The 14768-nt window shown below is 71.7% G+C and carries 13 protein-coding genes; 7 read left to right on the top strand and 6 right to left on the bottom strand.

Annotation, left to right across the window (positions count from 1 at the left end; translation table 11 throughout):
- Positions 1-59: 59 nt before the first annotated feature.
- On the top strand, positions 60-698 hold the full coding sequence (locus FJ108_08245) for a YceK/YidQ family lipoprotein (protein ID MBM4335888.1): 639 nt from the start codon (positions 60-62) through the stop codon (positions 696-698).
- Positions 695-1057 (top strand): hypothetical protein, encoded by a 363-nt coding sequence (locus FJ108_08240; protein MBM4335887.1) that lies wholly within the window; start codon positions 695-697, stop codon positions 1055-1057. Before FJ108_08245 ends, FJ108_08240 begins: the two co-directional genes overlap by 4 nt.
- Here the strand turns inward: FJ108_08240 and FJ108_08235 are convergent.
- Positions 1054-2157: an LLM class flavin-dependent oxidoreductase gene (locus tag FJ108_08235; protein MBM4335886.1), complete on the bottom strand. Its 1104-nt coding sequence runs from the start codon at positions 2155-2157 to the stop codon at positions 1054-1056. The genes FJ108_08240 and FJ108_08235 overlap by 4 nt on opposite strands.
- 27 nt (positions 2158-2184) lie before the next feature.
- A complete protein-coding gene (locus tag FJ108_08230) occupies positions 2185-3816 on the bottom strand; it encodes an acyl-CoA synthetase (protein ID MBM4335885.1) in 1632 nt (543 codons plus the stop codon).
- A 95-nt stretch (positions 3817-3911) separates the two neighbouring features.
- Here FJ108_08230 and FJ108_08225 point away from each other — a divergent pair, with 95 nt between their 5' ends.
- Complete coding sequence (locus FJ108_08225; GenBank protein MBM4335884.1) at positions 3912-5057, top strand: aldo/keto reductase; 1146 nt, start codon at positions 3912-3914, stop codon at positions 5055-5057.
- 15 nt (positions 5058-5072) lie between these two features.
- Here FJ108_08225 and FJ108_08220 read toward each other — a convergent pair whose 3' ends face one another.
- The gene (locus FJ108_08220) at positions 5073-5750 is read right to left on the bottom strand and encodes an SH3 domain-containing protein (GenBank protein ID MBM4335883.1); all 678 of its coding nucleotides are present in this window, start codon (positions 5748-5750) and stop codon (positions 5073-5075) included.
- 137 nt (positions 5751-5887) lie between these two features.
- Here FJ108_08220 and FJ108_08215 point away from each other — a divergent pair, with 137 nt between their 5' ends.
- Positions 5888-6409, top strand: a complete 522-nt coding sequence (locus tag FJ108_08215) for a DUF1993 domain-containing protein (protein MBM4335882.1) — start codon at positions 5888-5890, stop codon at positions 6407-6409.
- A gap of 21 nt (positions 6410-6430) precedes the next feature.
- Here FJ108_08215 and FJ108_08210 read toward each other — a convergent pair whose 3' ends face one another.
- Entirely contained in the window at positions 6431-7864 is a 1434-nt protein-coding gene (locus FJ108_08210) for a hypothetical protein (GenBank protein MBM4335881.1), read from the bottom strand.
- Here FJ108_08210 and FJ108_08205 point away from each other — a divergent pair.
- Positions 7863-9008 carry a hypothetical protein gene (locus FJ108_08205; GenBank protein ID MBM4335880.1) on the top strand — a complete coding sequence of 382 codons (1146 nt, stop codon included), beginning with the start codon at positions 7863-7865 and terminating at the stop codon, positions 9006-9008. The two genes, FJ108_08210 and FJ108_08205, sit on opposite strands and share 2 nt — an antisense overlap.
- A gap of 108 nt (positions 9009-9116) precedes the next feature.
- On the opposite strand, the gene FJ108_08200 is transcribed toward FJ108_08205, so the two are convergent.
- A complete protein-coding gene (locus FJ108_08200) occupies positions 9117-10109 on the bottom strand; it encodes a galactose mutarotase (protein ID MBM4335879.1) in 993 nt (330 codons plus the stop codon).
- A 33-nt stretch (positions 10110-10142) separates the two neighbouring features.
- Here FJ108_08200 and FJ108_08195 point away from each other — a divergent pair, with 33 nt between their 5' ends.
- Both FJ108_08195 and FJ108_08190 read left to right on the top strand, forming a co-directional pair.
- On the top strand, positions 10143-11159 hold the full coding sequence (locus FJ108_08195; protein MBM4335878.1) for an SIS domain-containing protein: 1017 nt from the start codon (positions 10143-10145) through the stop codon (positions 11157-11159).
- Positions 11160-11269: 110 nt separating this feature from the next.
- Positions 11270-13816: a hypothetical protein gene (locus FJ108_08190; GenBank protein MBM4335877.1), complete on the top strand. Its 2547-nt coding sequence runs from the start codon at positions 11270-11272 to the stop codon at positions 13814-13816.
- Here the strand turns inward: FJ108_08190 and FJ108_08185 are convergent.
- Positions 13813-14712 carry an SMP-30/gluconolactonase/LRE family protein gene (locus FJ108_08185; protein ID MBM4335876.1) on the bottom strand — a complete coding sequence of 300 codons (900 nt, stop codon included), beginning with the start codon at positions 14710-14712 and terminating at the stop codon, positions 13813-13815. The two genes, FJ108_08190 and FJ108_08185, sit on opposite strands and share 4 nt — an antisense overlap.
- Between the last annotated feature and the right edge of the window lie 56 nt (positions 14713-14768).

Below are 14768 nucleotides of genomic sequence, written 5' to 3'. Positions count from 1 at the left end.
TGGTCTCGCCGCGTCCGCTCGCCGGCCTGCTCGCGCTGCTTCTCGCCGCGCCGGGCTGCATGTCGCTCGACACTCAGCTCGGCCGCGGGTACGAGGGCCCGTACGTGTACAGCGGCGTGCGCAAGGACCTCGGGATCATGGGCCCGGCGTTCCTGCACCTGTCGTTCGGCTGGGTGGTGCTCACGGCGGTCGACCTGCCGTTCTCGCTGGTGGCCGACACGCTGCTCCTGCCCGTCTCGATCCGCCGCGACGGGGAGCGCGCGAAGTCGATCGAGGCGCGGACGCAGGTCGAGACCGACCGCCCGGCGCTGGTTCACGCCAAAGCGGGCGAGTCGCCGTCCGACACCGCACGGCGTCTGTTCGAGCACTGTCGCGACCTGCTGCGCCGCCAGGACGATCAGCTCACCGACTGCTACGGCGTGGACGCGTCGGTCACCCTCGCCGGCGATCGGGGCCTGCGCGGATCGGAGTACAAGCTCGTGGTCCGAGAGGCGATCGCGCGCGAGCAGGTCGAGGGCATCTCGGTCGATTGGCGCGAGCCCGTCTTCGAGACCGAGGGCGAGCGCGTTCGCGTGCGCGCCACGCGGCGGAGCTCGCAGGACGCGGGCTCGAGCGCGATCGAGCTCGTGCTCGGCGCCGGACCGGACGGCGGCTGGCGGATCGTCGAGGAGAAGAGCGCGGGCTGGCCCGAGAAGTGACCCCGCTCGACGAGATCGCGCGCCTGCTCGCCAAATACGGCCACACGCCGCAGGCGCTCGCGGTCCGCTCGCTCGCGGCGCGCGAGGAGATGCGCGTCGAGCTCGAGGCGTTCTGGGCCGACGTCGCGGGCACGGACCTCTTCGGACCGACCGACTCGGTGGCGGCGCTCGCGCTCGGCGGCGAGAGCGCGACGCCCTCGCCCGAGCTCGAGCGCGACCGCGCGCGGCTTCGCCACGCGCTCTGGCTGGTCGCCGACGACCTGTCGCTTCGCGGTGTAGCCTCGCCGGATTCGGAGTCCTGGCGGCTCGCGCTTCGCGCGCAGCTCCAGAAGCCGCAAGGCGCAGACCGCAGCGGCTAGCGGCGCCGGCTCCGCGTTCGCCTCACAGGCTTCCGCAGACCCAGCGGCCCGAGCAGCTTCGCCCAGTCGGCGAGCGCGCTCTCCTGGCCCTCGACGAGCTGGATCGTGAGCTGCGCGTAGCCGGCGTCGCGGAGCTCCTCGACCCGCCCGCGCAGTGCGTCGGGCCGCCCGGTGAACGTGAAGGCCTCGATCAGCTCCCGGGTGAGGAACGGCCGCTCCTCGGGGCGCACGAACATCAGGTGGCCGCGGTGCACCGCGAGCCAGCGCGCGTCGGCGGGCTCGTACTTCTGGTACATCTCGGCGTAGCGACCGACCGCGTCGGAGAGGAACGGCGGCAGCGCGCCCATGACCTCGCCGAGCGTGCTGCGTTCGACCAGGTCGTGGAACAGAACCGCGGCGAGCGGTCCCGCCTGCGCGAGCGCCCGCTTGCTGGTCGGGCGCTCGCCCGGCGCGAGCACGCATCCGAGCGTGAACAGGTTCGCGTAGAGCGATTCGCTTCGGCCCGCGGACTTCCAGCTCGCCTGCATTCCCGCAAGCGCCCCCAGCGCCGGCGCCTGCGCGCCGCTGAAGAACGCCCAGCCCGCGCCGAGCTTCGCGACCAGCGCGCGCGCGTTCGGGCCGAACGCGGAGAGGTGCAGCGGAATTTCCGCGCCCAGGTGGATCAGGCCGAGCTCGGGATTCAAGAAGCGGATCTTCTTCTTCTCGCCCTCGAGCAGCGCTTCGACCGTCTCGCCGCGAAGCAGGCCGCGCACCTCGGCGATGTAGCGCTCCATCTCGGCGAGCTTGATCGCGTCCTGCCCCATCGTGCGCCGGCCGGTGAAGCCGGTGCCCACACCGAAGTCGATCCGCCCTGGCGCGAGCTTCGCAAGCGTCGCCAGGCCGTTCGCCGCCACCGGCGAGATCCGGTTGGACGGGATCAGCACGCCCGTCCCGAGCCGGATGCGCTTCGTCTCGCGCGCCGCGAGCGCCATGCACACGAAGACGTCCGGGTTCAGCAGCTGCGTGTCGTAGAACCAGGCGTACTTGAAGCCGAGCGCCTCGGCGCGCTTCGCCGCGCGCCAGCTCTCGGTCGTCGATGCCAGGGCGATCCCGAAGTCCATCCGATCGACCCTCCTGCAGCCCGGCGGCTAGCCGGTCGCCTGCTGCTTCGCCCAGCGGTAGTCGGCCTTGCCCGACGGCGAGCGCACGATCTCGTCGCGGAAGATGAACGCCTTGGGCAGCTTGTAGCGCGCGAGGTGCTTCGCGCACTCCTCGAGCAGCTCCTTCTCGCTGGCGGGCTTGCCCTCGCGAAGCCGCACGATCGCGACCACCTCGTTGCCCCAGCGCTCGCTCGGCCGCCCGCAGACCACCGCGTCGAAGACCGCGGGGTGCGACTTCAGCGCGTGCTCGACCTCTTCGGCGAAGATCTTCTCGCCGCCGGAGTTGATCGTGACCGAGTCGCGGCCGAGAAGCTCCAGGATTCCGTCGGCGCGAAGCCGCGCGCGATCCCCGGGCACCGAGTAGCGCACGCCCGCGATCGCGGGGAAGGTGCGCTCGGTCTTGGCGCGGTCGCCGAGGTAGCCCAGCGGCACGCGGCCGGTCTGCCCGAACCAGCCCAGCCCCTCGTGGCCCGGCTCGAGGATCCGCGACAGATCCTCGGAGAGGACGCAGGCGCCGTGGCCGAGGTTGAACGTGCCGGTGGTCGCGCCGGTCGCCTCGGTGCTGACGTTCTGTGCCTGCGAGCCGGTCTCCGACGAGCCGATCGCGTCGATGATCATCACCTTGGGGAGCAGCTCGAGCAGCTCCTTCTTCAGCGTCGCGTTCAGCGCCGCGCCGCCGGAGACCAGCGCGAACAAGCTCGACAGATCGTAGCTCTGCACGCGGAGCTGATCGATCAGCGGGCGCGCGAACGCGTCGCCGACGATCAGCATCACGTTGATCTTCTCGCGCTCGACCATGCCGAGCACGTCGTGCGGGTCGAAGCGATCGGTCACGTCCTGGAACATCACCGTGCTTCCGGAGTGGAAGCCGTTGAACGAAGCCCAGTGCGCGGCGCCGTGCATCAGCGGCGGCGTGGGCAGGGACTTCGCACCGCCCGCCTTCACGCGCTCGGCGATCTCCGCCAGCGACTGCGGCTCTGCGCCGCCGGGTCCGCGCCCGCCGAGCGCGCCGACGAAGATGTCGGCCTGCCGCCAGAGCACGCCCTTCGGCATGCCCGTGGTTCCGCCCGTGTACAGGATGTACAGATCGTCGGGCGAGGGCTCGACGGGCGCGCGCGCGGGCGAGCTGCTCGCGAGCGCGGCCTCGTACTCGACCGCGCCGGGAAGAAGCGCGTGGCGGGAATCGTCCTCGACCTGCAGGAGCACTTCGAGGTCGGGGAGCTGCGGGCGGATCTTCGCGAGCGTCGGCGCGAAGGCGGCGTGGTACACGATCGCGCGCGCCTTCGAGTCGCGGAGCAGGTAGACCAGCTCCTCCTCGACGTAGCGGTAGTTCACGTTGAAGGGAGCCGTGCGTGCCTTGTACGCGCCGAGCATGCCCTCGATGTACTCGGGACAGTTGTACAGGTAGAGCGCGACGTGGTCCTGCCCGGATTCCCAGCCGGCGAGCTCCGAGCGCTCGCGCTTTGCGCCCAGACCGCGACCGTGCAGGTAGTTCGCCAGCCGACGCGTGCGCTCCGCGACCTGCGCGTACGTCAGCCGGCGCCCGCGCCAGACCATCATCTCGCGGTCGGGAATCGCGGCGGCGATCGCCTCGTTGATCTCGGCCAGATTGAACTCCACGGCAGCTTCTCCTCGTCGCGACGGCGCATCGTGCCCGAAATGCCCGCGCGCTGTCATCCGTGCGACCGGGCCGTGCGCGGGGTAGATTGCGCGCGATGCCCGAGTCCGAGCTCCACCCGGGCCGCGCCACGCCCGAGGGCACGCGGCGCTTCGCCTCGCGCTTCCCCGGCCTGCCCGGGAACTTCCGCAAGCCCGATCGTCTCACGCTCTCCTCGCTCGGACTGGGCACGAAGCCCGGCGCGCCCGGCGGCGTCGACGATCTGCTCTACCGCTCGGCGCTGCCGCGGCTGCTCGAGGGCGGCGTGAACGTCTTCGACACCTCCATCTCGTACCGCCAGATGACCAGCGAACGGGCGCTCGGCCGCGCGCTGCGCCGGGCGTTTGCCGAGAAGATCGCGGCGCGCGAGGAGGTCTTCGTGATCTCGAAGTGCGGCTATCTCTCGGTGGACGCGGAGAGCGTGATCGAGGGCCGGCGCTACCTGATCACGACCTACGTCGACACGGGGATCGTCGACCCGAACGACGTCGTGAACGGCGTGCACGTGCTGCGCCCGGCCTTCGTCGCGGACCAGATCGAGCGCAGCCGGCGCAACCTGGGCCTCGAGACGATCGACCTGTATCTGCTCGAGGATCCCGAGCTCGAGCTCGCGGCGCGCGGACCGACGCTGTTCAAGGACCAGCTCGCGCGGCTCTTCGAGGCGCTCGAATCCGCGGTCGCGCGCGGCGCGATCGCCGCGTACGGGCTCTCGACCTGGCACGGGCTGCTGCTCCCGTACTGGGAGCGAGGCCACCTCTCGATCCTCGACGTGTTCCAGACCGCGATCGACGTGGGCGGGCCCGACCACCACCTGCGCGGGATCGCGCTTCCCTACAACGTGGCGCTCGGCGAGGCGAAGGGGCTCGAGTCGCAGTTCGGCCCGGATTCGCACGCGGCCTCGCTCTTCGACACGCTTCGCGACACGGGCACCGCCGTCTTCGGCGCGCAGCCGCTGGTGCAGGGGCGCGCGACGCGCGGGCTGCCGCCGTTCTTCCGCCAGGCGTTTCCCGGGCTCTCGAGCGACGCACAGCGGTGTCTGCAGTTCGCGCGCAGCACGCCGGGCCTCACCACTGCGCTCTGCGCCATGCGCGGGCCCGAGCACGTCGACGAGAACCTGGCGCTGCTCGCGCACTCGCCCGCCGAGCCCGCGCTGATCGAAGCGCTCTTCGCCGCCGCGCGAAGGCGCGACGGGGCGACGCGCTAGCCGCGCTCGCGTTTGCTACGGCAGGCCGTCCTCGCTCGGGTCGTAGTCGACGCGGATCACCTTCGTGCCGCCCGAGTAGCGGCTGCGGCTGAAGACCACGATGCCGACGCCCTTGTAGCGGTAGTCCAGGCGCGAGGTGTCGGAGCCGTAGTAGTAGGGGATCCACGCCTTGCCGGTCATGTAGTTCTGCTGGCTCGTCGGCGCGCCGAGGATCTCGATCACCTGAGCCTCGCTCATCCCGTTGGTGACCTTGGCGAGCTTGCTGCCGGGAGGCGCGGGCTTCGCGGGAGCCTTCGCGCTCTTCTCCGCCTTCGCTGGCGCGCTCGGGGCCGGCGCCGGCGCGGCTGCGGCCGGCGCAGCTGCGGGCGGTGCGGCTGCGGGCGCCTCGACCGCGCGAACGTACTGGGAAGCGACGTACCCCTTCGCTCCTGCGTCGGTCTCGACGTAGAGCCAGCCGCCCGACGCCGCTTGCGGCGCGTTTGCGCGCTCACCGCGCTTCAGCGCGCCGACCACGGCGCCGGTCGGGCTCGCCGTCGCGCGGATGTTCAGCGTCGACGCCGTCACCTCGACGACCGGCGTGCTCGGCTGCGCCGCGGCCGCCGTCGGCTGAGCCTGCTCCGCCTTCTTCCCCGCGCAGCCCGCCAGCACGGCACCCGAAAATGCGAGCACGAGAACGATCCGAGAACGTGTCATTCCGATCCCCCAGTGGCGGACACGATAGAGGCTTCGAGCGCGGCTTTCCTCAACCTTCGCGTGGACGGCCAGCCCGACTGGCGCTCGCAGGCCCGGATGATCGACACTGCTCCGAACCCACAAGCGGAGATCGGACCATGGCCATCCCCCTGTACGACGTAAGCGTCGCTTCGTTCCTGCAAGTGCTCGGCGGCGTCGCGGGCTTCCTCGGCAAAGGGCTCGCGCACTGCCAGGCGAACCACATCGACCTGAAGGAGCTCGTCGAGACGCGGCTCCATCCGGACATGCTGCCGTTCCGCTTCCAGGTCCTCTCGGTGGTGCACCACTCGAAGGGCGCCATCGAGGGAGTGCAGGCCGGCGTGTTCAAGCCGCCGTCGGGTCCGATGAACCAGGACTACTCCGAGCTGCAGAAGCTCGTCGCCGACGCGCGCGACGCGCTGCAGAAGCTCTCGCGCGAGGCGGTCGACGCGTTGCAGGGCAAGGACGTCACGTTCCAGATGGGCGACTTCAAGATGCCCTTCACGGCGGAGGGCTTCCTGATGTCGTTCTCGATTCCGAACCTGCACTTCCACGCCACCACGGCCTACGACATCCTGCGCATGAAGGGCGTGCCGCTCGGCAAGCGCGACTACATGGGCGCGCTGCGGCTCAAGACCTGATCCGGGCGCGAGCCCGCGCTTTCAGTAGCAGCCGCTCCCGCCCGACGCGGTGAGCGTCCAGTTCCCGCAGCCGTAGCCGTTGTTGAAGCGGATCTCGACACTGACGCTCACGGTCTGGTCGACCAGGTCGCCGGGGCCCGGCGGTGTGCAGCTCTCGGCGTTGACGAAGCGCACCTTGTCGGCGATGCCCATCCCGTTCGTGCTGGCGCAGCTCGCCGAGGCGGTCCAGAAGCTGCCGGTCCAGCGCTGGCAGGTCACCCCCGCGGGGACAGTCAGATAGAGGTTGTAGTTCACGTCTGCAGGGGCGACGAGCTCGATCAGGCCCGCGACCGGAGCACAGCCTGAGTCGTCCTCGCGGAAAGCCGCGGTGAAACAGGTCTCACCGCGATCGCTCTGGCTGGCGAATGCCGAGCAGCCGGGGCCGTCTCCCGCGACGCTGCCGAGAGCCGAGCTGGTGCAGCAGGCGGCGCTGCCACAGGAGTTGAGCGAGATCTCGCAGCCGTCGCCGAGCTCGGCGTTGCAGTTCGCCCAACCGCCGTGGCAGTACGAGATCCCGCAGGTCCCGCCGGCGCAGGTCTCGGCCGCGTGCGGAATCGGGCCGCAGTGGACGCCGCAGGCGCCGCAGTGCGAGGGCGTCTCGAGCGAGGTGTCGCAGCCGTCCTCGGGGTGGCCGTCGCAGTCACCCCAGAGCCCCGTGCAGACCGGCGCGCACTCGCTCGCGAGGCAGCTCGTCGTGCCGTGAGCGTTCGTGCAGCCGAAGCCGCAGGCGCCGCAGTTCGCGACGTCGGTCTCCAGGTCGGCGCAGACGTCGGCGCAGCAGCCGTTCGAGAGGCACTGGTCGTTCTGCACGCAGGCCTGGCCGGCGTTCTTCGCGCAGAGCTCTTCGGCCAGGTCGCAGGCGATTCCGGCCGGGCAGTCCGCGCTCGCGGTGCAGGCGCCCGAGGCCAGGCAGGTGGCGACGGGCGGCGCGGCCGGGGTGGCGAGCGCCGCGCGCAGGCTCGCGACGTCGCCCGCGTCGCAGGCCGCCGGACCGGGGCCGCGGCATTTCCCGGGCGCCGCGAGATCGGGGAGCAGGCTCGCGGCCGCGCGCGCGTACAGGACCGAGTCGAGCACGTTCCCGCGCCCGTCGTCGCTCGCGTCGTGACACTGACATGCGTCGCCGATGCCGTCGGGCAGGTCCGGATCGCCCACGCGGCCGACATCGAGCTGTGTCGGGTTCGCGAGCCAGGGGCAGTTGTCGTCGCAGCCAGCGATGCACTCCGGCGGCGCGCCTGCCGGGCACGAGCAGGGCAGGTCGCCGACCGTCCCGGAGGCGCTTCCATCGTCGCAGATCCCGTCGCCGTCCCCGTCGCCGCCGAGCAGATCGCAGGGACCGCCGTGTGCCGTTCCCGCTCCGAGCCACAGCGCGAGCAGGACGAGAATCCGCCGGCGCCCCGGTGATAGGATCGCCGCCATGGATCTGAACTATACGCCCGAGGAAGAGGCCTTTCGAAGCAAAGTTCGCACCTGGCTGGAGAAGAACGCGCCCGCGCAGAAGGGCCCGCTCTCGCTCGAGGACGGCAAGGCCTGGCAGCGAAAGCTGCACGCCGGCGGCTTCCTCGGCGCGGCCTGGCCGAAGGAGTACGGCGGCGCGGGGCTCTCCGACATGGAGCAGGCGATCCTGTCCGAGGAGCTCACGCGCGCGAAGGCGCCGGGCGTGCCCGGGCAGATGGGCATCTGGTGGGTCGGGCCGGCGATCATGAAGTTCGGCACCGAAGCGCAGAAGCAGAAGTTCGTCGCGCGAATCCTGTCGGGCGAGGACATCTGGGCCACCGGCTACTCCGAGCCGGGCGCGGGCTCCGACATGTTCAACACGCAGACGCGCGCGGTCCGCGACGGCGACCACTACGTGGTGAACGGACAGAAGATCTGGACCACGATCGCGCACCTCTCGAACTGGTACTTCTGCCTGGTGCGCGTGCCGGGAATGGGCGACTCGAAGTACGACGGTCTGACGGTGCTGCTGATGGAGATGAACGCGCCGGGCATGGAAGTGAAGCCGATCGTGCAGATCACCGGCGATTCGGAGTTCAACGAGGTGTTCATGACCGACGCGCGCGTGCCGGTGGCGAACCGGCTCGGCGCGGAGGGCGAGGGTTGGAAGATCATCTCGGGCGCGCTCGTGAACGAGCGAAACGGAATCGCCGGCGGCATGCGCCAGGACGAGACGCTTCAGCGCCTGATCGCGGCCGCGAAGCGGCGCGGCAAGAGCGCGGACCCGCGCACCCGCCAGGAGATCGCGGAGCTCGCGACCGCGTGCGCGATCTCGAAGTACTCCGGCTACCGCGGCATGACCGACGGGCTGAACGGCCGCCTGAATCCGCACCTGTCCGCGGCGATGAAGCTCGCCGGGACGTCCCTCGCGCAGCGGATGTCGACCGCGCACCTCGCGCTGCTCGGCGCCTACGGTCAGCTCTACGAGAGCCACGGCCAGGCGACGGACGCGCGCGCGGTGGCGATGCGCTGGCTCGGCGATCGCGCTCAGACGATCGCGGGCGGCACCAGCGAGATCCAGAAGAACATCGTCGCGGAGCGGATTCTCGGTCTGCCCCGATCCTGACTTTTCGACTTCGCTCGGCTCCGCCTCGCTGCGCGCGGCGACGGAGTCGCCGCTTGCGCGCCGGACGCGAAGGCGGCTTCGCGTCCGGCCTCGTTCGACTTCGCTCGGCTATGCCTCCGTCACACGGTAGATCGTCGTGTGCGCGTACTCTGCGCCGGGGTCGAGCCGCGCCGACGGGAACGAAGGGTGGTTGGGCGCGTCCGGGTAGGCTTGCGTCTCGAGGCAGAGGCCGTGGTGGCGCCGGTAGACGGCGCCCCCGTGGCCGATCAGGGTCCCGTCGAGGAAGTTCCCGGTGTAGAGCTGCACACCGGGCTGTGTCGTCTCGACCTCGAGCGCGCGGCCGCTCGACGGATCGCGGAGCCGCGCGACCCGGCGCAGGCCCGAGCCGCGAAGCGCGAAGCAATGGTCGTAGCCCCCGCGCAGCGCGAGCCGCTCCGCCGCAGCGATCTGCGCGCCGATCCGCGTGGGACGGGTGAAGTCGAACGGCGTTCCGCGCACGCCGCGGAGCTCGCCGGTCGGAATGCCCGCTGCGTCCACGGGCAGGTACGCGTCCGCGTCCAGCCAGAGCTCGTGGTCCAGGATCGGGCTCGCGCCGCCGTCGCGCAGGTTCCAGTACGCGTGGCTGGCAAGGCTCACGATCGTCGCGCGGTCGCAGCGCGCGCGGAGCTCGATGCGCAGCGCATCGTCGTCGTCGAGCGTGTAGCTCGCCTCGGCCTCGAGCCGCCCCGGGTAGCCCTGGTCGCCGTCGGGGCTCGCGATGCGGAAGCGCAGCGCGTCGCCGTCGCTCTCGCCGGACCAGAGCCGGTGCGACATGCCGTCGGGTCCGCCGTGCAGGTGGTGCGCGCCGTCGTTGGGTGCGAGCGCGTGCTCGCGACCGTCGAGATCGAAACGCCCTCGGGCGATGCGATTCGCGAAGCGCCCGGCGATCACGCCCAGGTAGGGATGCGCCGCGTCGTAGCGCGCGGGGGCGTCGAAGCCCAGCACGACGTCTGCGCCGGCGACGCGAAATCGCGTCAGCGCGGCGCCGCGCGCGCTGAAGCTCGCCTCGCTGCCGCGGCGGTTGCGCAGCGTGAGCACCGGCTCGCCTTCCCTCGCCTGCATCGCCGGGAATGGTAGCCTCGGCTCGGGGGACAGATGAGCGAATCGGAGCTCGCGCGCGAGATCTTCGCGCAGCCGGATCGGCTCGAGCACTTCCGGGTGGCCGAGGGCGCGAAGCTGCGTGTGCTCGGCGCGGAGCTCGCCGCGCGGCAGCCCGCGGGCGTGATGATCGCAGCGCGCGGCAGCTCCGACCACGCGGCGGTGTACGCGAAGTACCTGCTCGGCGCGCGCGCGCGGATCCCCGTCGCGCTGGCGGCGCCGTCGCTGTTCACCATCTACGAGCGCGCGCCTCGGCTCGCGGGCTGGCTCGCGATCGCGATCTCGCAGTCCGGCGCCTCGCCCGACGTCGTGCGCGTGATCGAGGTCGCCCGCGCGCAGGGCGCGCCCACGCTCGCGATCACCGACCGCGTCGACTCGCCGCTCGCCGCGGCCGCCGAGCACGTCGTGCCGCTCCACCTGGGCGGCGAGCGCTCGGTGGCGGCGACGGGATCGTTCACGACCACGCTCTACGCGCTCGCACATCTGGTCGCGGGAATGCGCGGCGAGGACGAGCCGTCGCTCGCGCTCGTGCCGGAGCTCGCATCGCGCTCGCTCGCGATCCAGCCAGAAGTGCGCGATCTCGCGAATGCGCTCGCGTCGCACGCGTCCTGCGCGCTGATCGGGCGCGGCTACGGCTTTCCGGTCGCCCTGGAATGGGCGCTCAAGCTGAAGGAGCTCTCCGGCGTCTTCGCCGAGCCCTTCTCGGCCGCCGACTATCGCCACGGCCCGATCGCGCTCGCCTCGTCCGGCGCGCCGGTCTTCACGATCGAGCTCGCCGGTCCCGCGCGCGGCGACGTGCGCAGGCTCGGCCTCGACCTGGTCGAGCGCGGCGCGCGGCTCGTGCGCATCTCCGACGAGATCGGTGCGGATCTGCGGCTTCCCCTCGCGGACGAGTGGCTCGCCCCGATCCCCGCCGCAGTTGCCGGTCAGCTGCTCGCGTTCTGGCTTGCGCGCGCCCGCGGCCGCGACCCTGACCGCCCGGCAGGAATCTCGAAGGTGACGCGCACCCTGTAGCGATTTCCAATCGCGAGTCGATCGTGGGACTCTGTGCGGAGAGCGTCGGCGTCACCTGAATCCGACGCCCTGCGACTCATCATGCGACTCATCATGCGGAGAATGGGCCCATGCGTTCCTCGACAGTGATACGGCCGCGTCTGCTCGCAGTGGCCGGCGCAATCGCGCTTGCGCTGAGCGTCGCCGCAAGCGCGATTGCGGACGGGCCCGTGGTCGGCTGGGGCTCGGGCGCGCCGCCGGCCGTCAGCGCGTCTGCACTCTCGGCAGGGTACGCGCATTCCTGCGCAATCGAGAGCGGCAGCGGCGCCGTGGTCTGCTGGGGCTACAACGCGCTGGGATCGACGGTGCCTCCGGCCTCCGTGAACGGCGCTTCCGGCACCGCCGCCGCGATCGCCGCCGGACTGAACTACGCCTGCGCGGTCCAGTCCGGCACGGGCGCGGTCGTCTGCTGGGGATCCAACACCTACGGGCGTGCGACCCCTCCGCCGTCGGTGAACGGCAGTAGCGGCGCAGCGACGGCGATCGCCGCGGGCTGGCGGCACGCCTGCGCGATCCAGAGCGGCACCGATGCAGTCGTCTGCTGGGGCGACAACGCGCTCGGCCAGGCGACGCCGCCGGCTTCCGTCGACGGCAGCTCGGGAAGCGCATCGGCGATCGCGACGGGAACGGAGCACAGCTGCGCGATCCAGAGCGGAACCGGAGCGGTCGTCTGCTGGGGAGACGATTCCGGCGGAGAAGCGACGCCTCCGGCCTCCGTCGACGGCAGCTCCGGCAGCGCCACGGCGATCGCCGCGGGCGGGTCGCACAGCTGCGCGATCCAGAGCGGAACCGAGGCCGTCGTGTGCTGGGGGTCGGACGGCTACGGGCAGTCGACGCCGCCATCCTCCGTGAACGGAACCTCGGGGACAGCCACCGCCATCGCGGCGGGCACGTCGCACAGCTGCGCGATCCGGAGCGGAGTGCCCGCGGCCGTCGTCTGTTGGGGAAGCGACGGATCCGAGCAGGCGATGCCTCCGTCCTCCGTCGACGGCAGCTCCGGCGGAGCAGCGGGAATCGCCGCCGGCGCCATCGACAGCTGCGCGATCCAGAGCGGAACCGGTGCCGTGGTGTGTTGGGGCGGCGTCTACTTCGGGCAGTCGACGCCGCCGGACCCGGTGAACGGGGTGTCCGGCAACGCGGCCGCCGTCTCGGCGGGCGGCCTGCACGGCTGTGCGATCCAGAGCGGAAGCCTTGCGGCCGTCTGCTGGGGGCGCAACGACTACGGTCAGACGGTGGTGCCGCCTTCCGTGAACGGCAGCTCGGGAACCGCGTCGGCGATCGCGGCGGGCGAGTTCCACGAGTGCGCGATCCAGACCGAGACCGACGCCGTCGTGTGTTGGGGCGACAACGCATTCGGAAAGTCGACGCCGCCGGCGTCGGTGAACGGCAGCTCCGGGGGCGCGCTCGGGATCGCCGCCGGACTGCACCACAGCTGCGCGGTCCAGAGCGGCACCGGCGCGGTCGTGTGCTGGGGCGACGGCGGGCTCGGGCAGGCGACGCCGCCGGCCTCGGTGAACGGCAGCTCGGGCAGCGCGATCCGGGTCGCGGCGGGGCTGCAGCACGCTTGCGCGATCCAGAGCGGAACCGGAGCGGTCGTGTGCTGGGGAGCCAACGGCTCCGGGCAATCGACGCCGCCCGACTCGGTGAACGGCGTCGCGGGAAGCGCCAGCGCCGTCGCCGCCGGCGGATCGCGAAGCTGCGCGATCCAGAGCGGGACCGACGCGGTCATCTGCTGGGGCTCGAACAGCTCCGGAGCAGCGACACCGCCGGCCTCTGTGAACGGCACGTCCGGCACCGCTTCCGCGCTCGCGTTGGGCAGCGCGCAGAGCTGCGCAATCCAGAGCGGGAGCGCGGCCGTCGTTTGCTGGGGCGGGAACTTCTACGGCCAGGCAACGCCGCCGGCCTCGGTTGACGGAACCACCGGAGGCGCCACCGCGATCGCAGCGGGCGGGAGCCACAGCCTGGCGATCCGCGCACTCGCGCCCGAGCCCGACGCCGACGGTGACGGCGTCCCCGACGCGAGCGACAACTGCCCGGCGCTCGCGAACGCGGACCAGGCGGACGGCGACGGGGATCTGGTCGGAGATGCGTGCGACAACTGCGCGGCCGTCGCGAACGCCGACCAGGCCGACGTGGACGGTGACCTCGACGGCGACGCCTGCGACAACTGCCCGGCGCTCGCGAACGCGGACCAGGCGGACGGCGACGGGGATCTGGTCGGCGACGCCTGCGACAACTGCACGGCCGCTCCGAATCCGCGCGAGGCCGCGGACTTCCTCGTGACAAACCCGTGGGCGACGCTCACGGGCGGCCAGCGGGACGACGACCACGACGGCTACGGAAATCGCTGCGACGCGGATTTCACGGCAACCGGCGCGCTGGTCGGCACGGCCGACCTGACCCAGTACCGCGCCAGCAGCGGCAAGAGCCGCGCGCAGGACGTCTGCGGGACGAGCGGCTCGGATCCGTGCGCGAGATACGACCTCGACCAGTCGGGCGCGCTGATCAACTCGGCCGATCTGGTGGTGTACCGGGGGCTTGCCGGAAAGGTCGCCGGCCCGAAGTGCCCGTCCTGCCCGCTCGAGTGCACCGCCGGCACCGCGGGGAGCTGCGACTAGAACGCGAGCCTCAGCCCCGCTGTCTTCCAGGGCACGGCGACGAGCCGCCCCGTGGCCGAGAGCGTGATGAACGCGGTGCGCAGATCCGGGCCGCCGAAGCAGATGTTGGTGGTGAGCGGGTCGGGCATCGGCACGTGCTCGGTCCGCGACCCGTCCGGCGAGATGATCGTGATGCCGCCATTCACGATCGTCGCCACGCAGACGTTTCCCTCCGCGTCGACGGCGAGCGAGTCGAGCAGCTGCATCCCCGGCAGGCCGACCAGCAGGTGCCCGCCGTTCGGCGACGCGTGCGGGCGGATCTGGCCGGGCGCGGAGAGGTCCCACCAGAAGACCCGGCCGGTGTGCGTCTCGGCGACGTAGACACGCGAGCCGTCCGGGGAGAGCCCGACGCCGTTCGGTGAGTCGAGCGGGTAGACGACCTCGCGGATGCTCGAGCCGTCGGGCCGCGCGTAGTAGAGCCCGCCGCGGTCGCGATCGCGCTCGCGCGTCTTGCCGTGGTCGGTGAACCAGAAGCCGCCGGTCGCGTCGAAGACCAGGTCGTTCGGCCCGCGCAGCGCATGCGCTCCGCACTTCGTGTAGAGCGTCTCGACGGCGCCGCTCTTCGCGTCGACGCGCTGGATCGAGCCGCCGGCGTAGTCCTTCGGCTGGTTTCCCGGCAGCAGGAACGGACCCGCCTCGTGCCACTCGAAGCCGCCGTTGTTGCACAGGTAGATCTTCCCGTCGGGTCCGATTGCCGCGCCGTTCGGGCCGCCTCCGGTCTTGGCCACGATCGTCCTGGCCCCGTCGGACGCGACTCGCGTAAGCGTCCCCCGCTTGATCTCGACCAGCAGGACGCTGCCGTCCTCGAGCGAGATCGGCCCCTCGGGGAAGAGCAATCCGGATGCGATCTCGCGCAGCTCGCCCATGGTCGACCTCCGCGCCGATTCTAGACGCGACACGCAGCTCGCGCGCA

The organism is Deltaproteobacteria bacterium (genome assembly GCA_016875225.1).
Taxonomy (GTDB): Bacteria; Myxococcota_A; UBA9160; order SZUA-336; family SZUA-336; genus VGRW01.
Note: the sequence above shows the minus strand (reverse complement) of the source record. Positions and strands in the feature narration are given on the sequence as shown.